Genomic DNA, 16,533 nt, shown 5'->3' on the forward strand with positions numbered 1-16,533 from the left:
ATGGTTGGTTTTTTAGGGAAGGAGAGAAAATATGCATAATAAAAAATGGGATTTACGCATTATATGTGCTCACGCTTTTACAATTCTTATATGGGGAACTGCTTTTCCAGCAATTCGTATGGGGCTTGAATCTTATACGCCTGAACACCTTACTTTACTACGCTTATTAATCGCTTCATTTATACTTTTGTTATTTTCATTTATATACAAACTACGATTACCGGATTTAAAGGATATCCCAGCAATTTTTATATTTGGTGCTTTAGGGTTTACTATTTATCACATCGCATTAAATTACGGCGAAAAAACAGTAAATGCTGGATCTGCAAGTTTAATAATTTCAGTCACTCCAATAGTGACGGCAATTCTTGCTTCTGTTTTTTTGAATGACAAAATGAAATTAAATGGTTGGCTTGGTGGTGTAATTAGTTTTGCAGGAATTGCCTTAATTTCATTTAGCCAAGGCGATGCTATTCAATTGAATAGCGGGGGATTATTTATATTATTAGCGGCGATTTCAGAAAGTCTATTTTTCGTTTTCCAAACATCTTACTTAAAAAAATACGGTTTCTTACCATTTACCATATATACAATTTTGTCTAGTACTGTATGTATGCTTATTTTCTTACCCGGAGTTTATCAAGAAGTACTAGCAGCTCCTCTTGAAGTTAACTTGAGCGTTATATATTTAGGTGTCTTTCCAACAGTACTCCCGTATATTGCATTGGCCTATATTATATCTCGTGCTGGTGCTTCTGAAGCAACAAGTTCTCTATATTTAACGCCAATAGCTGCGTGTTTCATTGCTTGGATATGGTTAGGAGAAGTGCCAACTTTAGTTTCGATAATTGGCGGAGGAATTACTATACTTGGAATTGTGATTGCTCATATACCAGTATTAAGAAAAGAAAAACATAGGAATTTAGCAAATAATCAATCCGTATAATGTAATTCAATAATAATTTTATGATACTTTTTTATATAGTTTCTTTCTTATGTTGATAAATATAATATTTTGTATTTCAGTTAAATATTGTATGTTACATTTTATGTAGTAAGCATTTTAAAAGGAGCTGACAACATAATGAATGGAAAAAGAAAAATTTTCACATGTATTTCTATTGTAGGAATCGGACTAGCTAGTTTTTCTAATTCTAGTTTCGCAGCAAGTGTAACGGAAAATTCAATACAAAATTCTATTCCCGTAGTTAATCAACAAGTAGCTGCTGCAAAGGAGATGAAACCATTTCCCCAGCAAGTTAATTATGCAGGTGTTATAAAACCGAATCATGTTACACAGGAAAGTTTAAATGCTTCTGTAAGAAGTTACTACGATAATTGGAAAAAGAAATATTTGAAAAATGATTTATCTTCTTTACCTGGTGGTTATTATGTAAAAGGAGAGATTACAGGTGATGCTGATGGGTTTAAGCCACTTGGAACTTCAGAAGGTCAAGGGTATGGGATGATAATTACAGTATTAATGGCTGGTTATGATTCGAATGCTCAAAAAATCTATGACGGTTTATTTAAAACAGCAAGAACTTTTAAAAGTTCTCAAAATCCTAATTTAATGGGATGGGTTGTCGCAGATAGTAAAAAAGCACAAGGTCATTTTGATTCTGCTACTGATGGAGATTTAGATATTGCGTATTCTCTTCTTCTTGCTCATAAGCAGTGGGGATCTAATGGAACAGTTAATTATTTGAAAGAAGCACAAGACATGATTACAAAAGGTATTAAAGCTAGTAATGTTACAAATAATAACCGACTAAATTTAGGAGATTGGGATTCTAAAAGTTCACTTGATACGAGACCATCTGATTGGATGATGTCACACCTTAGAGCATTTTATGAATTTACAGGTGATAAAACTTGGCTTACTGTTATTAATAATTTGTACGATGTTTATACGCAATTTAGTAATAAGTACTCTCCAAATACAGGACTTATTTCAGATTTCGTTGTAAAAAACCCACCACAACCCGCACCTAAAGACTTCTTAGATGAGTCAGAATATACAAATGCATATTATTACAATGCTAGTCGGGTACCATTGAGAATTGTAATGGACTATGCGATGTACGGCGAGAAAAGAAGTAAAGTCATTTCTGATAAAGTCTCTTCATGGATTCAAAATAAAACGAATGGAAATCCTTCTAAAATTGTGGATGGTTATCAATTAAACGGATCCAATATTGGTAGTTATTCAACTGCTGTATTTGTTTCACCGTTTATTGCTGCAAGTATAACGAGTAGCAATAATCAAAAGTGGGTAAATAGCGGTTGGGATTGGATGAAGAATAAGAAAGAAAGTTATTTTAGTGATAGTTATAATTTATTAACTATGTTATTTATTACAGGAAATTGGTGGAAACCTGTACCTGATGATAAAAAAATACAAAATCAAATAAATGATGCAATTTATGAAGGATACGATAATTAATTAAATTTGAGAATGGTTACTTAAGAAAGGAATTAGCATAGGCTAGTTCCTTTTTAATATTTTGTAAAACATTATCCATCCTAAAATTCGCATAGATATACTTGCTTTTTTCATATACATAGTTATTGATGACTCTATGTTTTTATGAGGGGAGAGTATTTCTTGGAAAAAGTATTATTTTTCGGAGACCCAGGTATTGATGACTCATTTGCCATTATGTATGGTTTACTGCATCCCGAAATTGAAATTGTCGGTATTGTAACCGGATACGGAAATGTTGAGCATATACATGCTGCACATAATGCAGCTTATATTTTACAGTTAGCAAATAGACAAGATATTCCTGTCATTAGTGGTGCAACAAAACCACTTACAGAAGAAATTACTACGTACTACCCTGAAATTCACGGAGCAGAAGGATTAGGGTCCATCCATGTTCCAGAAAATGTATTATCTATTCCAATATATAATTTCGGCAGTATTGCTGCGATTCTTATAAAGTACGGAAAAGATTTAACGATTGTTGATGTAGGAAGATCTACCTCGTTAGCAATTGCTTTTAATTTATGGAATAATTTAATGCTAAATGTAAAAGGAATCTATTTCATGGGTGGTGTTTTTTTAGAAGTAGGAAACGTTACGCCATTAGCAGAGGCAAACGTGTATGGAGATCCGATAGCAAGTAAAATTGTTTTCCATCAAGCAAAGAATTTATTCATATTCCCTTTAAATGTAACAAACAAAGCTGTGTTAACACCGAATGTATTTAACTATATTCAAGCTAATACAAAGAATCCATTTCATATGATAATGAAACCAATGTATGATTACTATCTATCCGCATACCAAAAACTTAATCCATCTATGGAAGGACCTTTGCTACATGATGTGGTTGCAATAAGCGGATTAGTAAATCCAAGTTTTTTTGAATTTGTGCATCGTACAGTAAATGTAGATACATACGGAGATACGAAAGGACAAACATTTGCTGATTTTCGCCCTAGCTCTATATCTGATGGAGCCCATATAGCACTAGAAATAGATGAACAAAAATTCATTCAAGATTTTATAAAAATCATGTTATAAGTTGTTGTCGAAAAAGGGAATTATTTCGCTACGTTGAATATAAACATACATCCTCTATATAAGGGAGCTTACAATATTGAATGTCCAGTTAAAGGTTGTTACGAGAGAAAATTGGGAAGCAGCATTAAAGCTACAAGTTAAAGGAAATCAGTTGAATTTTGTGCCATCCGTAGCAGTTTCGCTTGCTAAAGTATATATAAAACCAGATGGTGACAATGTAGAGTACATACCATTCGCTATATACGATGGTGACCTTATGGTTGGTTTTGTTATGCATGCTGTTGTAAGAGAGACATCGGATATGTATTGGATTAACGGATTTATTATTGATCAATCGCAGCAAGGTAATGGTTATGGAAAAGCAGCATTACAAGAAAGTATTAATATAATAAAAAATACGTTTAAGGCGTGTAAAGAAATTAGATTAACAGTACATAAAGATAATATCTCTGCAAAGAAACTATATGAACGATATGGTTTCATATCATTAGGACAGGAGTATGATGGTGAGCAAGTATATCGTTTATTTGTTTAACTATTAGGAAGTAAAGGTGTGAAATGAAATATGCAATTTACTGAAGTGAAAATTGAAGTGTTCATTCCTGAAGAATATATTGAAACGTTAAGGGATGAATTAAATAAAATTGGAGCATGTAAAACGGGCGAATATGACCATTGTCTTTCCTATAGTTCAGTGAAAGGATATTGGAGACCTTTAGACGAGGCATCTCCTTTTAATGGAGAAATTGGGCGAATATGCGAAGGGCAAGAATGTAAAGTTGAAATAAAGTGTAAACGAGAACTTGTAAAAGATGCTCTTGAAGTTATTAATGATATTCATCCGTATGAAACACCTATGATTTATATTATACCAATACTAAATGACTATTTTGAGCAACTATACATTGAATAACTAGGAGGGATATCAATTGAAAAGTAAATTCCATCATATTGTACGAGCAGTCATGATAAAAGATGAAAAATTATTAGTTGCTGAATATATTGGCCATCATTATTTTTTACCTGGTGGCCATATTGAAATTGGAGAATCAGCAGAGAATGCATTAATAAGAGAGTTAAGAGAAGAACTTGGAGTAAACTGTAGTATACAACAATTTTTAGGAGTCATAGAAAATCAATGGCAAGATAAAGAAGTGCTTCATCATGAAATTAACCACATTTTTGAAGTAGAGTCACAAGATTTACATACGGACTTAACACCGAAATCTAGCGAGTCTCATTTAGCATTTCACTGGATAGATTATAATAAAGAAGCCTTAAATCATTATGAAATCATGCCAATGCCTTTAGTGAAGGAATTACTAGAAAGAAAGTTAAGTGATGAACTACTAAATTGTTGGATTAGTAATTTTTAAATCACTTTATTTATAGTAAATATGTCCATCAAATGAATATAAAGAAAATAGGCTAAAAAACAAGGTACATTACCTAGTGTAAGTTCATATTTTGTTGATGTACGTATTTAGTCTATAGTCTTGTTTCTACTTTGTTTACAAGAATTTATTAACTTTAATATTTGGACGGAATTTACATTTATAAATGGAGGGTTTCATAATGAATCAGTTTCAACAAGAACTACAATCATTAAACCTTAATGATTATCAAACTGGCAATGTTGTGTATTGGGATCAACAACAAAATCAATATCCATATTATTACATTCAAGGCGATGTACGTCGTTGCGGCGGATGCGGAGGTTGTGGTGGACGCTGCGGTGGTTGCGGCGGCAGATGTGGCGGATGTGTAGGCTGCGCTGGATGTTTTGGTTGCTTTAATTGCTGGAACTGGTGGATCATTTAAGTATAGAACATCAAAGCTATTTTACTTGAAAGAAAGGTGTGAAAATTATTTTGCACTTTTCTTTCATGCTGTAATTTTGATGTGTATTAAGGGGGATTTATTTGTATACATATGATAAGTTGATTTCTTGGGTAGAGGATATAAAAGAAAAAAATCATAGTTCTGCTACAGCACTTTGTATTATAAAAGATAATAAAATCGTACTAGAGCATTATAGTGGTTATCACTCAAATACATCTACAAGCAAGAAAGTAACAGCATCTTCACAATTTAACGTTGCTTCTGCTAGAAAAAGTTATTTAGGATTAATGATAGCGTATGCGCTTTATGAGGGGAAAATAAACTCTATTGATGATGAAGCGATAAAATATTTTAAAGACTTTGATCCTGCATTGCTTAGTAAAACGACGATAAGACATTTAGTAACACATTCGCACGGATTAGAAGAAACGAATGACAGGACAATTTTTCGTGAATTTGCACCGGGGCAATCATGGGCGTATAGAGATATTAATGTAAGAATGATGACACGTCTTATTTATCAGCTATATAACAAAAGTTTTCCTGAATTGTTAAAGGAGCGTGTGTTTAAGCCTGCTAATTTTCAAGAAACAGGTTGGAGAGTTCAGCGAGATGAAAATTTAGTTGACGTTGTTAATAATCCAAATGAAGACGCAATTAGTGAAATTGGTACGGTAGATGACGGTACTGAAAAAAATTTGTTTGTCTCAGCTAGAGAATTTGCGCAGTGGGGCAATCTTCATTTAAATCAAGGTGGGATAGATGGTAAACAAATTGTTCCAAAAGAAGTTATAAAAATCGCTACGAGTTTGCAGAGTCCAACATATATAAACAAAGAGCTACCACAAAATGGATTGTTTTGGTTCATCCAAAATGAGCCTGCGCAATTAAGCGAACTTGGTGAACGTGTTCCAAAAGGGTCGTATCAAATATTAGGGATTACTGGACCGACCATTTTAGTAATACCTGAATATAATGTAGTTGTTGCAAAAATGTATAACAAAAGATATAACTACGGCGGTGATAATTACTTATATTATTTACGTGAATTTAGTAATTTAGTCGCTGATACATTTAGTAACGGTAATAGGGCATAATTACTCCTATAACAAAAAGGAGTGATTGAAAGTGAAAGATAAAGTGAACAAAAATAAAAAACAAAATATAAAAGATGTAAATACAGAGCAAAATGCGATTTATAGCGATCCTAAAGATGCAGCTAATATGCAAACTGTACCGCAGCCGAAAGATTTTGATGAAATCGAATATTAATTTTTCATCCGACTATATGATGAATGAAAAATACGTCTTAAGTCTCATCACATATAAGAAATTATTTGATAACATATATACATAAGCATTTGAAAATGGCTTATCTTAACAAAGCTTTCTTTAGAAACATCTGATATAACCTGCAAAAGGCACTTCTTTATGAAGTGTCTTTTTGTGTATATGAACTTAATTACCATTTTCCGTACAGTATCTTGCAATTTATGATGGATATACTAACTGTGAAAATTCATGTCAAGATAAAAGAAGGGGACAGTTAGTATGAAACAAACTTCTATAAATCCGTTACTAATTGTTCTAGGTACAATCAGTGTTCAAATTGGACTTGGAACAATTTATACATGGAGTTTATTTAATCAACCCCTTGTAAGTAAGTTTGGATGGAATCTTAATTCAGTAGCGATAACTTTCTCTATAACAAGTTTTTCTTTATCATTCTCAACTTTATTTGCAGCAAAGTTACAGAAAAAATTAGGCCTTCGGAAACTTATTGCTACTGCAGGAATTGTTTTAGGACTCGGCTTAATACTTAGTTCACAAGTTTCTTCCTTACCACTATTATATTTATTAGCTGGTGTCGTTGTTGGTTATGCGGATGGAACAGCTTATATTACATCACTATCTAATTTAATTAAATGGTTTCCAAATCGGAAAGGGCTTATTTCAGGTATATCTGTATCAGCGTATGGAATGGGCAGCTTAATCTTTAGATATATAAACGGAAATCTTATCGATAACCTTGGTGTATCACAAGCGTTCTTATATTGGGGTATTATCGTGTTACTTTTAGTGTTAATCGGATCGTTCTTCTTACGTGAGGCAATTGTAAGTAATGCTGTAACTGAAACATTACACAATGACTATACTCCGCGTGAAATGATGCGAACGAAACAAGTATATCTGCTATTTTTTATGTTATTCACCTCGTGTATGGGTGGTTTGTATTTAATAAGTATGGTAAAAGATATCGGTGTACAACTCGTTGGACTTAGCGCAGCAACCGCTGCAAACGCCGTTGCTATGATTGCAATCTTTAATACAGTAGGTAGAATCATTCTTGGGACGTTATCAGATAAAATCGGCCGAATGAAAATTGTCTCTGCAACTTTTATTATTATAGGTTTGTCAGTCTTTACTTTAAGTTTTATTCCGCTAAATTACGGAATCTATTTTGCTTGTGTAGCAAGTGTCGCCTTTTGCTTCGGCGGTAATATAACTATATTCCCAGCTATTGTCGGAGATTTCTTTGGATTAAAAAACCATAGTACAAATTACGGGATTGTCTACCAAGGTTTCGGATTTGGTGCGCTTGCAGGATCATTTATTGGAGCGATACTTGGGGGATTTCAACCAACTTTCATTATAATCGGTATTTTAAGTGTTATTTCCTTCATTATTTCAATATTAATCCGTCCACCAAATGTAGAAAAGAAAAAGGAACTAAAACATTTACATCGGAAAGTAGCTTAATTTTAAAAAGAGTCCTCATGTTAGGGCTCTTTTTTATTCCATTAACTTTGCTTCTTTACGAACTTATTAAAGACAGGACAATTTCATTATAAAATTGAATAGATAAGTAAAAAGGAGCGTGACACTTAAAATGAAAATAGTACAGCAGTGGGTACAAGAAGATAGTGATTACATAAGAGAGAAAGTAATTGAATACAATCAAAAATGTCTCGCAGATGAAGAAAAAACACCTTCAGAAAAGGTTAGTTTCATAGTAAGAAATGAAAAAGAAGAAATAGTAGGTGGGGTAACGGCAATAACTTTTTGGCACCATGTACACGTTGACTTTCTATGGGTTTCTGAAGAATATAGGCATGAAGGTTACGGAAGCAAGTTAATAAAGCTTATTGAAGAATTTGCAATTGAAAAAGGGTGTAGGTTAATTAATTTAGATTCTTTTAGTTTCCAAGCACCTGATTTTTATAAGAAACATGGATATAAAGTAATTGGAGTAAGTGAAGATCATCCGAAAGGACATAATCATTATTATTTAGAAAAACGGTTAAAAAGTATATAGAATTTGTTAACGTTAGTATTTGAAATACAAATGCAATAAGGGCGAGGTTATTATTAATTTCAGTATTAATTGAATCAATTTTTATTCTAAAACTGCAAGAACGTACTTTGGATAATCTTCCTAAGGTATGTTCTTTTTTTATATCAGTAGCCTATTCTTATTAACTCCACCAATAGTGGTAAAGGCAAGACTTAACTAACTTATATATATTAAAAGGAGTTAATGGTAGAATGAATAGAAGACAGAAAATTCCTTTTATTAAAAATAGAGGAGGTACATATGAAAAAAGTTAATGTTACATACGCGATTTTGTACGATAAAACTAATGAAAAGATTTTAATGGTAAAAAACAAAGGGGAAAATGGTTCTTATTATACATTACCAGGTGGCGCAGTTAAATTAGGAGAAACATTGGAAGAAGCAGTAATTCGAGAAGTAAAAGAAGAAACAGGGTTACATATAAACGTAAAAGGGATTTGTTCTATCAGCGAAGCCTTTTTCGAGGAAAGAGATCATCATGCAATTTTCTTTAATTTTCTAGGTGAAATAATTGGCGGAGAGACATATATATCAAGGCCAAAAGAAATTGAAGAGATTACTTGGATGGAATTACATATAGCAGCTCCATATTTACGCATACCAGAACATTTACTAGATTTATTACAAAAGAAAGAAACAGTACCTTATTTTTTTAACGGAACAATCGTTCATCAATCTTCATAAAAATATTATCTCATGTAAGGCGGGGAAAACATGGAGTTTATCGTTAATCACAAACAATTCACTCAAGCACTTTCAGAAGTAAGTAAAGCAATATCAACAAAATCTTTAATTCCTATATTATCTGGTATAAAAATAACTGCAGATCAATCTGGAATTACTTTAATCGCAAGTAACTCGAATATTTTTATCGAAAAATTCATTCCTGTTTCAATTGAAGACGAAAAGATTGCAACTATTTTAAAGGCAGGAACTATTGTTGTACCTGCAAAGTATTTCATTGAAATAATAAAGAAAATGCCAAGTGATATAGCAATAAAAAGTAAGAATGAGCAATTAATTACGATACAATCAGAAGAAATCACATTAAGTTTAAATGGATTTCCTGCAGATGAGTTTCCGAATGTACCGCTTATAGACAATCATGCAGAAATCAAAGTAGAGACAGAGCAATTGATTGAAGTATTTAAACAAACAGTCTTTGCGGTAGCGAAAAATGAATCTAGACCTGTTCTTACTGGGGTGCATATAGAGTTATCTAATAATAAGTTAATTTGTGCTGCAACTGACTCACATAGACTAGCGATACGTGAAACATTGCTTTCCTCAGATGTAAAAGCAAATTGTATTGTACCAAGCGCAACCATTAGTGAACTTCTAAAATTAATGAACAGCAATTCAGAATTCGTATATATCTATCTTTCAGAGAGTCATATTATATTTACGCTCGGAACAACTACATTATATTCAAGACTAATCGAAGGAAAATATCCTAATATTTCTAATCTTATTCCGAACGACTTTAAAACGATTATTAACATAGATAGAAAAAAGATATTACAAGGTGTAGACCGATCAAGTTTATTAGCAAGTGAATGGGCCAATAACAATGTTAACTTAGAAATCATAAACGAATCTACAATTAAAATTTCTTCAAATGCTTCTCAAATTGGGCAAATATCCGAAACGCAACAAATAGATGCGATTCAAGGTGAAAAACAATTAAATATATCTTTCGATGGGCGTTTTATGGTTGATGCTTTACGAGCAATAAAAGAAGAAACGATTACTTTAAGCTTTGGTGGTTCTATGAGACCGATATTGATTGAAGCAGGAGAACGATCTGCAGCAGTACATCTTATATCACCAGTAAGAGCTTATTAGGGATAGAGGAAGGAATTACATTATGTACAAGCAGACTTTTGTTTTATGAAATCATAAATCAATACATTATAAGAATGATGTATTAGTAAAGCAAACAGTTTACTAATTCCTACATAATATAATTCATAGACAAAGCAGCAATGGTAATCTGAAATACAAAGTAAAATAATAATAACCTCAATATAAAAGCCATAGATTAATCGATATGGGGTGAGTATGATGAAGAAAATAATTGTTTTACTCATTGGTATAGTTTTAATTATTTTTGCTTTTTATCAATACAACAAAAAAGACTATGCAGCTAAAAGTACTAACTTGTATGTAGAAAACTTTAAAGGGGAAAATGATTCAATAAAAATACAATCTGCTATTAATAAAGCAGAATCTAGTAAAATTAAAACGGTATTACTTGATGATAAGAAGTATAAAATTACGTCACCAATCATTGTTAAAAAAGGTGTGAAATTATTATTTGGTTATGGATCCCAATTTGTAGTTGAGGGAAACTTTAGAGTTCTAGAACTGGAGAACAACGCATCCATTGAAGGAGCGTATATAGCTATTGACGACCCTAAATTTAACTCTGAAGTTATTTATTTAGACGGTAAAAATAAATATTATAACACTTGGAACAAAACACAAATAAAAGATATAAATATTATTAATTGGACGGAAACGAATAAAGGTACCGGAATTTCTTTATACTCTGCTGGAAAAGAAAATGAAATTTCGTTTGTTAACTTCGAAAACATTAAAATTGTAGGAATGGAAACCGGACTAAAATTAGTAGCAAAAAAACCGAGCACCGGACAAGCTTGGATAAATGCCAATCGTTTTATGAACTTTTCTTTAGAAGACTGTGTAAATATGATTTATATGGATAGTCAAGTAACTACGCCAAATGAAATTAGTGGGAATCAATTTACAAATCTTCAAATACAGCCTTCAAATAAAACAAAAAGCATTATACAGGTAAGTGGTCAGCATAATGAATTTCATGGGATGGTGTGGGATTTAAATAAAATAAAACATGAAACCGAACTCATTGAACTGACTGATAAGAGTATGAATACAGTGGTTGAAATGTCCAGTGTACCAGCAAATAGAGTTTTAGATAGTGGGAAATCCAATATTGTGAAATAAGTTTAAATACAGAAAAAAGAGCGAATTCTTTATAAGAGGATTCGCTCTTTTTATATTTTAAAATTAAATTTCCTTCCACCAAGCGGATGAAGGATAATTTGTAGATTTTAACGTAATAGATTCACCAATTTGAGGCGTTGTAATTTTAACTCCTAAACGGTTAGCTTCTTTCGTAACACGTTCTATCGGGTCACTCCATTCGTGTAATGCTAATGTAAAAGCACCCCAATGAATCGGAAGAAGTAATTCTCCTTGTACATCAATATGAGCTTGTACAGTTTCTTCAGGCAACATATGAATCGCAGACCACCTCGGATCATATTGTCCGCATTCCATCAATGTAAGATCGAATGGACCATATTTATCACCAATTTCCTTAAAGTGAGGGGCATAACCGCTATCGCCACTAAAGAAAATTTTAGTCTTTTGACCAAGGATAAGCCATGAACACCATAATGAACAATCTCTATCTGTCATACTTCGTCCAGAGAAATGCCTTGCAGGAGCACAAACTAACTTAATATTATCAAATGTAATTTCGTCCCACCAATTATGTTCACTAATTTTACTAGGCGAAACACCCCATTTAATAAGATATTGTGCAACTCCAGTTGGAACATAAAAGTGCTTTACGCGATCTTTTAACTGCATAATACTTTTGTAATTCAAATGATCATAGTGATTATGAGAAATGATAATCGCATCAATTTCTTGAAGGTCATCACGTTCTAAAGAAAAAGTACCACTATAGCGTTTACTATTAAACAAAGGAAATGGGGAAGAGGCATCTCCAAACATAGGGTCTAATAATAGTTTTTTACCTTCTATTTTCAAAAGAGAAGCAGAATGGCCAAACCATGTAACACTCTCTAACGATTCATTATCTTTATTTGATAAAACGATAGGCAAATCCTTTATAGGACGCAGCTTTGATTTTATTTTAAAGTAATCCGTCATTAAACTTATAATATCTTTCGGTTTAAAACTCATATCAGTATGAATTTGATTTGTATATTTCTTATTCATTCGTTCTCCTTTTTACGATTAACAATTTACGTATGTTGTTATTGTAGCTATTTGTAGTTTAAACTATATTATTTTACCTTTCATCTAAATTGCCTTGTATTTCATAAATTCGTCAAATTCATTATTTGTATCTATAAAGTACAAATTGCACAGTGGCAGCTAAAACAAATATTAAGTACATGTAAATTGTTTTTATTTAGTAAATTCCTTCTTATACGCAACAAAGAACATACGTTTCGTTGTATGTTATAGAAGAAAATATGTCTCTAATAAAAGAAAGGAAGGAGAGGATGTAAGTGCACATAGAGCGAAAAAAGAAATCAAAATGTAAACTATCAAAATCTGAAATCATGCATTTGTATACTGAAGGGAAGAGCACCTCAGAAATCGCCATGCTCGCTAATGTGTCTGCAAGGTATATTCGTATGGTTTTATCAGACAATAACGTACCAAGACGCGCTATAGGGAGTTGGAAGAGAAAGTATGACATAACAGAAGATTATTTTAAAACGTAGTCAAACAATATGGCTTATATTTTAGGGTTTATAGCAGCAGATGGTGTTATACAGAAAGAAAATCAATGTGTCAGTATATCTCAAAAAGAAAGTTATATTTTAGAAGATATAAAAAAAGAACTAAAAACAAACCAGCCACTTTATCAAAACAAAAAAACAGGCGTATATATGCTAAATATTAATAGCAAAACAATAAAAGACGACCTTATGAACATACACGGAATTATGCCATGTAAATCATTTAACATCGAATTTCCTTTTGTACCAGAAGAATATTTGTATCATTTTGTTCGTGGGTATTTTGATGGGGATGGTCATGTTAACTCTCACAAATACTTTGTTAGTTTTGTTGGCGGATCATATAATTTTATGAATTCTTTTAAAGATATCCTTGAGAATAATAAATTCCAATTAAGTTTTGTTGACAAAGAAAAACAATATCGTATTTACCTAAGTGGTAAAAATAATGTTAATAAATTTTCACGGTGGATTTATAAAGATAAAGGTTTACATTTAAAGCGTAAATACAATATTTTTCAAGAAAAAGAATAATTGTAATGATAATCGAATAATTCACAAACAAGTTCAATTATAAAATTAAAATTCACGATGAATTATTAATTGAAATCAAAGTAATTGCTAAAGCAAACAAATTATAAATATAGTTTAGTCAAATTCAAAGCAACTTGTTTAAATTTAATAATTAAACAAGTTGCTTTTTATTATGTTTTATTAATGATTATTTACGCTAATCCTGCATCAACGAACTATTCACTAATAAATAAAGAAAAGGGAAGTATACCAAATAAAACTAACCTATAATAAGTTTATTACTTTTTTCTAGTAGACATAATATATATTATAGGCAGTTATAGAAACAAAGTAATATCAGGTATCAAAAACCAAGTAAACTATACTTAATGAGATGAAACGGAGATTTTCGGTGAGATTTACATTAAATCTTATCTAAACAAATTTCTTCAGTTTTTATCGTTTTTATTTGTTATAAATTCATCACAGCAAATCTTAATCAATAATCGCTTAAGATTTAACGAATCTTCCTTACGTATAAAGAAATTAGCAACCCCAGAATCGCCCCACATAATATTTAATGAATCGTCTGTATCGATTTGCAGCAATAATATGTCATGTTGCTGGTATTTTTCTTCCCATTCCCTTGGATCTGTCTGTGTGAAAAATGGATAGCCACCAATTTTATGTCCTTGATCCTTACATAAATCATCATACAGTTCGCCTAATTCTGTATTATTTTCTTCATCAACAATTTCTTCCCAATCAATGTTATCACTAAAAATCATTTCAAATCGATAATCTCTTGGTGTTACTGGTTGATATGCCAACTCAAACTTTAGTTTTGCTGCTTCGGGTATGATAAAATTCTCTAAATCTAAAGTGTTTAAATAACTAAAATCAGTAATAACCTTATTTAAATCTTCTATAATTGTAGAATGATAAATAATTCGAAAGTCTTTTTGGACTGTTGGATGATCAAAATCTGCTCCAAAAAGATCTTCTTCAGCACTTATGAAAAACTGTAACATTCCATGTTGAGGCATATGTTCAATATTTGGTATTTCTTCAAGGTTTAACTGCGCAAGTAGCATCATAGGTTGTCCGTTTGAGTCTTTAGGATGCTCTTGATCTATAGGTAAATACGGATATCCACCAAACTTACTTTCAAAAAGCGTTGTCTCTGCTTGCGTTCCAGACACTTTAACATACGGTTTCACACTTTCTTCTAAAATACTACGATACTGTTCTAGTTCTTTCGGAATTTGAAGTTGATACGTATTCTTCACTACATTTGCCTCCCTTTAGTAATGAATTGAAAATGCCTAACTTAATTATATAGTAAGCGATAGCTCAATTGAAAATCGTTAAAAATCCATTTTCACCCTCATTTTTTGCGCGCTTGGTGGACAAAGTAGATTATGTTCTAATACCTTTTTATTAATAGTTCGAATTAAATCCGCTGTTTCTGCAGTATTTGTATTTTCTTTTAGCTTTTCTTTTAAATCGTCAATTTCTTTTGAAAGCTCAATCCACCTAGGTAAAACATGATTATTTGCTAAAGTTCTATAAAGTTGCTTTTCAGGATTGTACGAAAGATCTTTATCAAGATTAAGAGGTTTCCCTTTACCAGGTAAATGATCAAAAGACCCTTTCTTTTCTGCTTCTTTAACGATAGAACTAATATGATCTTCATACGTATAGGACCAAACTTTCTCATCTTTTACTAAAATCTCTTGCTTTTTTAGAGGGTGTTGCAAAACTAAAATAAATATGCAATGTTATGAATCAGAAAAACTAGCTGAACATGCAATAGATAGCGATTTTGACCATACCAACGTGGCTGTTCCAGCCCTTTATCTTTGAGATGACTAAACTGTTGTTCAATTTTTCCACGCTCTTTCATCAACTGTTTGCCAAAGGTAGTTTGTAGAAAATGAGACACTACACGACGATGTGTACTTTTGATTGGTCCGCTATTACGCGGGTTAATTGGATTGATCGCAAAGATATCACATGCTCCGGCAATTTCATGAATGTGCTGACTATCATAAGCGGCATCTGCAACGGAAAATAACACATTTTGGTTTTGTATATCCCGAAGCAATGCAGGAGCTATTTTACTATCATGTACATTTGCGGTTGTAAATGCATACGACAATATAACACCTTCTGGTGTAGAACAGACATGAGTTTTATATCCCTTATACCAACCATAGCGAGTAGATTTTCCCCATTTCGCTTGAGAATCATATAAACTACTCCGTAAGGCTGTACTATCAATTAAAACGCACGGAATTAACCCTAAATTCTTTTCTTGAAGAATTTGTTTATGAAGCAACGGAATTTCTTCGTTGCGAAACCAAGTGCCTACACGTGAAAAAGTAGATATATGAGGAACAAGCGAAAGGCCACAAGATACACGAAATGAAGGATATTGATGTAAAAAACGAGTTAACTTACGTAATGAATTGATCTGGAATACCGTTTTTATAAAAAAACATTTGAGTAAAGCTTTTCTACAGATGGGTGGGCGGCCTGTCATAGGCGGAACGCCTCCAATGGTTAAACTGTCTACGTAGGCAAATAAAATTTGTAAAATGGATTGATTTTGATCAAAATTGGTTATCATACTAGTAAATCCGTCCTTTCTGGAGATAGTTTTAGGATACTATCATTCTTCCAGGAAAACGGGTTTCTTTATGCATTCATTTTTGGATATTTATGAGTTTTGCAACACCCTC

The 16,533-nt window shown here is 32.1% G+C and carries 17 protein-coding genes and 2 pseudogenes; 15 read left to right on the forward strand and 4 right to left on the reverse strand.

Annotated elements, in window-relative coordinates; all coding sequences use genetic code 11:
* Window positions 1-31: 31 nt before the first annotated feature.
* The 14 genes from V6946_RS14025 (at window position 32) to V6946_RS14090 (ending at window position 11,717) form a co-directional block, all read left to right on the forward strand.
* A complete protein-coding gene (locus tag V6946_RS14025; protein WP_006929678.1) occupies window positions 32-946 on the forward strand; it encodes a DMT family transporter in 915 nt (304 codons plus the stop codon).
* A 138-nt stretch (window positions 947-1,084) separates the two neighbouring features.
* On the forward strand, window positions 1,085-2,446 hold the full coding sequence (locus V6946_RS14030) for a glycosyl hydrolase family 8 (RefSeq protein WP_006929679.1): 1,362 nt from the start codon (window positions 1,085-1,087) through the stop codon (window positions 2,444-2,446).
* A 162-nt stretch (window positions 2,447-2,608) separates the two neighbouring features.
* Window positions 2,609-3,532: a nucleoside hydrolase gene (locus tag V6946_RS14035; protein WP_006929680.1), complete on the forward strand. Its 924-nt coding sequence runs from the start codon at window positions 2,609-2,611 to the stop codon at window positions 3,530-3,532.
* A gap of 76 nt (window positions 3,533-3,608) precedes the next feature.
* The gene (locus V6946_RS14040; protein ID WP_139849368.1) at window positions 3,609-4,067 is read left to right on the forward strand and encodes a GNAT family N-acetyltransferase; all 459 of its coding nucleotides are present in this window, start codon (window positions 3,609-3,611) and stop codon (window positions 4,065-4,067) included.
* A gap of 30 nt (window positions 4,068-4,097) precedes the next feature.
* Complete coding sequence (cutA, locus tag V6946_RS14045; protein WP_001160789.1) at window positions 4,098-4,445, forward strand: divalent cation tolerance protein CutA; 348 nt, start codon at window positions 4,098-4,100, stop codon at window positions 4,443-4,445.
* A gap of 16 nt (window positions 4,446-4,461) precedes the next feature.
* Window positions 4,462-4,908 (forward strand): NUDIX domain-containing protein, encoded by a 447-nt coding sequence (locus V6946_RS14050; protein WP_000836823.1) that lies wholly within the window; start codon window positions 4,462-4,464, stop codon window positions 4,906-4,908.
* A 199-nt stretch (window positions 4,909-5,107) separates the two neighbouring features.
* Window positions 5,108-5,353 (forward strand): heterocycloanthracin/sonorensin family bacteriocin, encoded by a 246-nt coding sequence (locus V6946_RS14055; protein WP_001071385.1) that lies wholly within the window; start codon window positions 5,108-5,110, stop codon window positions 5,351-5,353.
* Between the two features lie 101 nt (window positions 5,354-5,454).
* Entirely contained in the window at window positions 5,455-6,471 is a 1,017-nt protein-coding gene (locus V6946_RS14060) for a serine hydrolase (protein WP_006929688.1), read from the forward strand.
* Window positions 6,472-6,502: 31 nt separating this feature from the next.
* Window positions 6,503-6,646 carry a hypothetical protein gene (locus V6946_RS14065; protein WP_000653680.1) on the forward strand — a complete coding sequence of 48 codons (144 nt, stop codon included), beginning with the start codon at window positions 6,503-6,505 and terminating at the stop codon, window positions 6,644-6,646.
* 279 nt (window positions 6,647-6,925) lie between these two features.
* Complete coding sequence (locus V6946_RS14070) at window positions 6,926-8,134, forward strand: OFA family MFS transporter (protein ID WP_366982189.1); 1,209 nt, start codon at window positions 6,926-6,928, stop codon at window positions 8,132-8,134.
* A 130-nt stretch (window positions 8,135-8,264) separates the two neighbouring features.
* On the forward strand, window positions 8,265-8,690 hold the full coding sequence (locus V6946_RS14075; RefSeq protein ID WP_006929698.1) for a GNAT family N-acetyltransferase: 426 nt from the start codon (window positions 8,265-8,267) through the stop codon (window positions 8,688-8,690).
* Between the two features lie 279 nt (window positions 8,691-8,969).
* Complete coding sequence (locus V6946_RS14080) at window positions 8,970-9,413, forward strand: NUDIX hydrolase (protein ID WP_000757601.1); 444 nt, start codon at window positions 8,970-8,972, stop codon at window positions 9,411-9,413.
* A gap of 30 nt (window positions 9,414-9,443) precedes the next feature.
* The gene (gene dnaN / locus V6946_RS14085) at window positions 9,444-10,574 is read left to right on the forward strand and encodes a DNA polymerase III subunit beta (protein WP_006929700.1); all 1,131 of its coding nucleotides are present in this window, start codon (window positions 9,444-9,446) and stop codon (window positions 10,572-10,574) included.
* 219 nt (window positions 10,575-10,793) lie between these two features.
* On the forward strand, window positions 10,794-11,717 hold the full coding sequence (locus V6946_RS14090; protein WP_366982190.1) for a hypothetical protein: 924 nt from the start codon (window positions 10,794-10,796) through the stop codon (window positions 11,715-11,717).
* Between the two features lie 63 nt (window positions 11,718-11,780).
* On the opposite strand, the gene V6946_RS14095 is transcribed toward V6946_RS14090, so the two are convergent.
* On the reverse strand, window positions 11,781-12,743 hold the full coding sequence (locus V6946_RS14095; RefSeq protein WP_006929705.1) for an MBL fold metallo-hydrolase: 963 nt from the start codon (window positions 12,741-12,743) through the stop codon (window positions 11,781-11,783).
* 296 nt (window positions 12,744-13,039) lie between these two features.
* Between V6946_RS14095 and V6946_RS14100 the strand changes: the two are divergent.
* A pseudogene (locus V6946_RS14100) lies at window positions 13,040-13,810 on the forward strand (LAGLIDADG family homing endonuclease).
* Between the two features lie 428 nt (window positions 13,811-14,238).
* Here the strand turns inward: V6946_RS14100 and V6946_RS14105 are convergent.
* From V6946_RS14105 to V6946_RS14115, 3 genes and pseudogenes are all read right to left on the reverse strand, one after another.
* Window positions 14,239-15,078, reverse strand: coding sequence for a YwqG family protein (locus V6946_RS14105; protein WP_366982188.1), 840 nt, complete (start codon window positions 15,076-15,078; stop codon window positions 14,239-14,241).
* A gap of 78 nt (window positions 15,079-15,156) precedes the next feature.
* A pseudogene (locus V6946_RS14110) lies at window positions 15,157-15,549 on the reverse strand (DUF1992 domain-containing protein); the annotation flags it as partial.
* Between the two features lie 2 nt (window positions 15,550-15,551).
* Entirely contained in the window at window positions 15,552-16,421 is an 870-nt protein-coding gene (locus V6946_RS14115; protein WP_023520903.1) for an ISNCY family transposase, read from the reverse strand.
* Window positions 16,422-16,533 lie beyond the last annotated feature (112 nt).

This window comes from Bacillus sp. PPSBB_2 (genome assembly GCF_045291115.1).
Lineage (GTDB): Bacteria > Bacillota > Bacilli > Bacillales > Bacillaceae_G > Bacillus_A > Bacillus_A cereus.